A 3,712-nucleotide genomic window follows, 5' to 3' on the forward strand; every position below is an offset into this window, starting at 1 on the left:
TGTGCAAACCGGTCACGATCCCCGGAATGACCGGTCACGTTCGCCGGAATACGCACCATGGTGGCAACGAATCCTGTGCAGTTGACGATGACCGTATTATCGCTGATTTTGAGACTTATTCAGAGCCTCCCTAAATTCGGGAAAAGACCAGGGCGGCAATGGTTCGAATAGACTGCCCCAGCACTTCACGAACGTCTCTTGTTCGCCAACCCAGTCTGAGCATCCGTAAGTGGGTTGCAGCGTGCGCCAGAGCATACCTCTGGCTGAGGATATGGGCACGTTCCAGATGGGTGAAGGCTGTCTGGAAATCGCCTGCGCCTTCCGCCCTGCGTGTCGCCTCAAGCTCCGTAAGATCGGACGCCTTCAATTCACTGTGCATCGATGTTTACTCCCCCTGAAATGCCAACGACGGGCCAATAATCGACCATTTGACTCCGAATGGTTCAGCCTTTCAGTGCCAGTATGCGTTTGGCACCCATCAATACGATGGCACCAACAATTCCCCCAATAATCAGATCTGGGTAGTTGGTACCGGTCCAGGCAACGAGCAGCCCCGCAAGTATTACACCCAGGTTGATGACCACGTCGTTTGCTGAAAATATCCAGCTGGCTTTCATGTGAGCACCGCCCTCACGGTGTTTTGCGATCAGAAGAAGGCAACTGATATTCGCGATGAGAGCAACAGATGCGACGGCCATCATCATTAACGACTGGGGATCACTCCCAAACAGAAAGCGCCTGCCAACTTCAACCAATACCCCAGCGGCAAGGATAAGCTGGAGGATGCCAGCCACATGCGCCGCTCTGACCTGCATTTTGATTCCGTGTCCAACGGCGTAAAGTGCGAGACCGTAGACGGCGGCATCGGCAAGCATGTCTAGCGAGTCTGCAATCAGGCCAGCAGACTGGGCGATCAGGCCCATCGTCATCTCGACCAGAAACATCAGAGCGTTGATTGCCAGCAGTATCCATAAAGTGCCGGATTCTCCGCTTTCGTTGGCCTTAGAAGATTCAGCCGCTCTGACGGATTCAGCGCTGGCGTCTTCTGTCCGCTGCAAGGAAGCACCCAGGCCCAGGTTTTCCAGTTTGCTGGTAATAGGACCGGTTTCTCCATGGTGGATAATTTCCAATGTACGACCCGATAAATCGAATGACAGCGACTGAATGTTTTCAACGCCAGTCAGTGCCATTCGAATCATTCGCTCTTCCGAGGGACAATCCATTTTTGGTATTTTGTAGGTGCTTAGCTGGCTACCTGTTTCGGCGGTGGCGCGTCCCTGAAACTTGTCATCTACGACAGAGTCTTCACTACCACACTGCCCATTGCAGGGTTTGCTCATTTTCTCGGCTCCGGTTTTCGTACAAATGATGCAATTTAAAACCCTGTAGCCACTACAGGGTCAATAACTAATCTACACTAGTAGTCGTCAAAATCGGCGTTTGTCTGGATAAAGATCTACAATGATAAGTGCGATGGTGTGGACGTCTAATTTTATTTCGAGGGTAAACTTTATGATTTCATTTAAAGGACTTACAGCAACCGCTGCGTTGTTGGTTTTTCCTGCATTCGTGCTAGCGCATGGTGATCAAGGCTCATGGCAAGGGCATGGTCCTGGCATGATGATGGATCAGGAGCAAATGCAACAGATGCACCAGAACTGGTCTCACATGAACCAGCTGATGCAACGCATTCCTGATGAAGCTTCACCGCAAGAACGGCAACGATTGATGCGAGAACACAGGGAGGCGATGCAAGAGCAAATGGGTTTTATGCATCACGGTATGATGGGCCCCGGCATGATGCGTGGACAAAACGGCATGATGGGAGGTCAGCACATGATGAACGGCGGCGGTAAATCAAAGAATGGTGGTAGTCTGTCTAACGAGCAACAAATTCAGATGATGCAGGAGCGCATGGATCAAATGCAGCTGATGATGGAGCAAATGCTGCAATACCAGCAAAATCTAAAGGTAGAGTGATCGAGAAGCCTTCAAATACTTTTACTTAACAGACGCGTAGTAACTGGCGAGTTTGATAGGCTGAAGTTTGTGAAAACGGCGCAGTAGCTGGGTTTCGGTCTCAACGAAATCCCTGGCCTTTTACGGCTGGAAGATGGCGCTCTGGGCACCACTTCGAATGTTCGCTTTGCGACCAAGGTGAAAGAAGAGCTGGAGTACATTCCCGCACAGTTGAAGGTGCTGGAATACTGGCAGGAAAAAGCCGTCTTCGAGCAGGGTGGCCAGGAGCATATTGTGGCTGCACCGCGCTCAGCCCACCCACTGGGCAAATGCATTGCGACACCGTCACTGCGGGCTTACCTGATTACCTCCAAATACGCCGACGGCCTGCCCTTGTACCGCCAGGAGCAAATGCTCAAGCGCCTGGGACACGAAGTCAGCCGAACCAGCATGGCGCACTGGATCATCCGCCTGAACGACGTGTTCAAACCGCTGATGACCCTGATGCGGGAAACCCAGAATGGCAGTAATTACCTGCAAGCTGATGAAACCCGGATCCAGGTGCTCAAGGAAATATTCCTACAGCGATGAACTCACACCTTATGCCGGGCTGATATATGACTTTGATCACCGGTTCAGTGGCTATGTCAGCTATACCGAAATTTTTCAGACTCAGAACGTACGTTCCACAAACGGCTCTCTGCTTGATCCTATCACCGGCCGCAACTATGAGCTGGGCTTGAAAGCGACGCTGGCGGATGCGCTGGACATGAACGTGGCCGTTTTCAGGAGTGAACAGGACGGCCTGGGTGAAGCCATTCCGGGTGAAACGGTGAGCGGTCGCCCGGACACCCAGGCGTATCGGGCCGCCGATGGCGCCACCGTTGAAGGGCTTGAAACCGAGCTGGTTGGGCAATTGGCGCCGGGCTGGAACCTCAATGCCAGCTTTACTCTGGCAAATCCGAAAAATGCAGATGGGGATCGCATGAATACCACACACCCTCACCGGCAAGCCAAACTGTTTACCAGCTATCAATTTACCGGTAACTGGCGTCCGCTTCGCCTTGGCGGAGGCCTGCGCTGGCAGAGTGACATCTACCGGGATACTCGAGGACCGGCAGGCACAACACGTGTTACCCAGGGCAGTTACTCCGTGATAGACCTGATGGCCCGTTACGACTTTACTCCTGATATCAGTGCTCAACTGAACCTGAACAACGTGTTAGACAAGGAGTACCACGATCAGGTCGGATTTTATAGCCAGGCCTGGTGGGGCGCACCACGCAACCTTCGCTTGTCACTGAGCTACGACTTTTAAGTGGTAACAAGCCCCTGCTGATATCTGTAGCTCATGGCCGACAGATAAGTCTGCCGTGAGCCATCGACGCAGATATGAAGTCAGCTCGTTGATAGGTGAGTAATAATGTCCTCAATGGGACAACTCAAACCCGACAATTTGAAGTCGCTCAAAAGCGTGCGACAATGGCGTTTCATCGAAATACTGATGCGCGGAACAAAGGTCGAAGTGTCCGAATTTGGTCAATCCATTCCAGACACATCTGTGCCCAAAAATGGCGTTAATCGGTGAAAACCGCTCAGGATAAGGGCTTCATGCAATCAGGTCTTCTTACTGTATCTGCTTGAACAGTCTCGAATCAGCCCCTATTATGCCGTTCAGCCCCGACCAGAATCTGTGCACTCCGGAGGCAAAGGTCATAGGTTCGAATCCTATCGGGCGCGCCATGAATATCAA

At 52.0% G+C, this 3,712-nt stretch carries 4 protein-coding genes and 1 pseudogene; 3 read left to right on the forward strand and 2 right to left on the reverse strand.

The window, feature by feature from the left end; all coding sequences use genetic code 11:
- Positions 1-130: 130 nt before the first annotated feature.
- Complete coding sequence (locus ARC85_RS19510) at positions 131-379, reverse strand: DUF3703 domain-containing protein (RefSeq protein ID WP_011784791.1); 249 nt, start codon at positions 377-379, stop codon at positions 131-133.
- Positions 380-443: 64 nt separating this feature from the next.
- Positions 444-1,340, reverse strand: coding sequence for a cation efflux transmembrane domain-containing protein (locus ARC85_RS19515; RefSeq protein WP_011784792.1), 897 nt, complete (start codon positions 1,338-1,340; stop codon positions 444-446).
- Positions 1,341-1,512: 172 nt separating this feature from the next.
- Between ARC85_RS19515 and ARC85_RS19520 the strand changes: the two genes are divergently transcribed.
- From ARC85_RS19520 to ARC85_RS19530, 3 genes and pseudogenes are all read left to right on the forward strand, one after another.
- Positions 1,513-1,980, forward strand: a complete 468-nt coding sequence (locus ARC85_RS19520) for a hypothetical protein (RefSeq protein WP_041343552.1) — start codon at positions 1,513-1,515, stop codon at positions 1,978-1,980.
- Positions 1,981-2,145: 165 nt separating this feature from the next.
- A pseudogene (locus ARC85_RS19525) lies at positions 2,146-2,532 on the forward strand (IS66 family transposase); the annotation flags it as partial.
- Positions 2,504-3,277 (forward strand): TonB-dependent siderophore receptor, encoded by a 774-nt coding sequence (locus ARC85_RS19530; RefSeq protein WP_023008775.1) that lies wholly within the window; start codon positions 2,504-2,506, stop codon positions 3,275-3,277. The pseudogene ARC85_RS19525 and the gene ARC85_RS19530, both read left to right, overlap by 29 nt.
- Positions 3,278-3,712 lie beyond the last annotated feature (435 nt).

It is taken from the genome of Marinobacter sp. tcs-11 (assembly GCF_002049515.1).
GTDB lineage: Bacteria > Pseudomonadota > Gammaproteobacteria > Pseudomonadales > Oleiphilaceae > Marinobacter > Marinobacter nauticus.

Bases quoted from the DNA above. Each gene is read 5' to 3' on its own strand.
- ARC85_RS19530 (WP_023008775.1), top strand. From the start codon at position 2,504: ATGAAACCCGGATCCAGGTGCTCAAGGAAATATTCCTACAGCGATGAA.
- ARC85_RS19520 (WP_041343552.1), top strand. From the start codon at position 1,513: ATGATTTCATTTAAAGGACTTACAGCAACCGCTGCGTTGTTGGTTTTT.
- ARC85_RS19510 (WP_011784791.1), bottom strand. From the start codon at position 379: ATGCACAGTGAATTGAAGGCGTCCGATCTTACGGAGCTTGAGGCGACA.
- ARC85_RS19515 (WP_011784792.1), bottom strand. From the start codon at position 1,340: ATGAGCAAACCCTGCAATGGGCAGTGTGGTAGTGAAGACTCTGTCGTA.